At 77.1% G+C, this 1,782-nt stretch carries 2 protein-coding genes; both read left to right on the top strand.

Annotation, left to right across the window (positions count from 1 at the left end):
• Positions 1–1,175 (top strand): PQQ-binding-like beta-propeller repeat protein (locus tag GTW43_RS37175; RefSeq protein ID WP_161306371.1); only part of this gene is annotated, 1,175 nt, incomplete at its 5' end.
• A gap of 181 nt (positions 1,176–1,356) precedes the next feature.
• The coding region (locus GTW43_RS37170; RefSeq protein WP_202502415.1) for a protease inhibitor I9 family protein at positions 1,357–1,782 on the top strand (426 nt) is incomplete at its 3' end.

Below are 1,782 nucleotides of genomic sequence, written 5' to 3'. Positions count from 1 at the left end.
ACGACCCGTCCGGCGCCGGGCAGGCACCGCCGTCCCGGGGGGCCTCCGCCTCGCCCGGCGCCGCGCGGCCCGGCGGCGTCGTCATGGCGTACGGCGGCGCGGACCACAGCGGCGAGTTCGGCGCGGACGCGCTCGACGCGGGTGCGCTGCCCCGGGGCTGGGCGCCGTGGGCGGTCCCGTACCCGAAGGACCTGGTGCGCCGCGGCGCCGGCTGCGCGCTCGCGTCCGGGACCGTGGTGTGCCGCGACGCCCGGGGCGGGGCGGCGGCGGTCGCCGCGGCGTCCGGGAAGCAGCTCTGGGCCGTGTCCGGGTCCGGAGCGACACCGGCGGCCGGCGCGCGGCAGCCGGCGCCGGTCACCGACGGACGGTCCGTCTTCGTCACCGGCCCGTCCGGACTGCGGGCGCTGCGCCTCGGCACCGGCAAGGAGGCCTGGAGCACGCACGGATCGGGGGGCACCGTCCTCGCCGTCGCGTACGCCGCCGGGACCGTCTACACGGTGGAGCGGACCGGCAGTTCCGGCCGTGCCCTCGCCGTGCGGGCTCGCGCCGCGGACGACGGCGCGCGAACGTGGAGCACGTCCGTCGAGGGGGAGGCCGGGCGGACGCCGGGGTTCGCGGTGAGCGGCGGGCGGGTCTACGTCGCGTCGTCGGGGTCCGTCGCGGCGCTGTCCGCGCAGGACGGCTCCGTGCGGGCCCGGCGCACGACCCCCGGGTGCACCGGCCTGCTCGCCCGCTCCGGCGCGGTGCTGTGCTGGTCGGAGCGGAGCGCGGGGGTGCGGGAGCTGGACGGCGGCACGCTGGCCGTCCGCAGGGTGCACGGCGACCTGACCCCGTCGGTGCCGCCCGTGGCGGGTTCCGCGGGAGTGCTGGTCGTGGCGGGCGCCGACGTCATGGAGGCGTACGACCTGGCCTCCGGGAAGCGGCGCTGGCGGCTGGAGACGGCGGACTCGGCCGCGCCCCGCGTGCTGGCCCTGGCCGGGAGCAAGGTCCTGTGGGTCGACGAGATCTACCTGAAGACCATGGACCTGTCCGGGGACGCCGCGACCCGGCGGACCCGCTCACTGCCCTCGGACGGGTCCGGTCTGGGCGGTGCGCTGGGCGAACCGGTCCTGCTGTCGGGCACCGCGATCTTCGCCGCGGACGGCCGTCGCATGGTCTCCACCACGCAGCCGTAGCGAGGCCCGTCCCGCTCCCCCGAACGGCCGGATTCCGCCGCAACCTTCCGCGCCTCCCCTCCCGCCCCACGGGCGATATGGCCGATTCCGCCCCCTCATGCGCCCTTGTGACCGTTCACACCGCACGGGAGGCTGCCGACTGGCGCTCCGGAGCGCCGAGTTGAGGAGGGGGAACCCATCCATGGCAGTGACCGTGCCAGTGATCCGAACGGGACGGAGGCGAGGCGCCTGTGCGCTCACCGCCCTCGTCACGGCAGCGGTGGTCTCGGCCATCACGCTGCCCGCCCAGGCCGCCCCCGCGCAGGGACGGATACTCGGCGCCGGTGCACCCGGCGCCGTGACGGGCAGCTACATCGTCACACTGAAGGGGGGAACGCGGGCGCCGTCCGCGGCCGGCCAGGACGTCGCCGGGAAGTACGGGGCGAAAATCCGCCACACCTACCGGACCGCTCTCAACGGATACGCCGTGCGGGCCGACGCCGCGCAGGCCGCACGGCTCGCCGCCGACCCGGACGTGGCCTCCGTGGTCCAGGACGCGAAGGTCGCCTTCGACCACACCCGGACGAACCCACCGTCCTGGGGCCTGGACCGCGTCGACCAGCCCGGC

The organism is Streptomyces sp. SID5785, from assembly GCF_009870065.1.
Taxonomy (GTDB): domain Bacteria; phylum Actinomycetota; class Actinomycetes; order Streptomycetales; family Streptomycetaceae; genus Streptomyces.
This window is presented reverse-complemented; position numbering and strand designations above follow the sequence as displayed.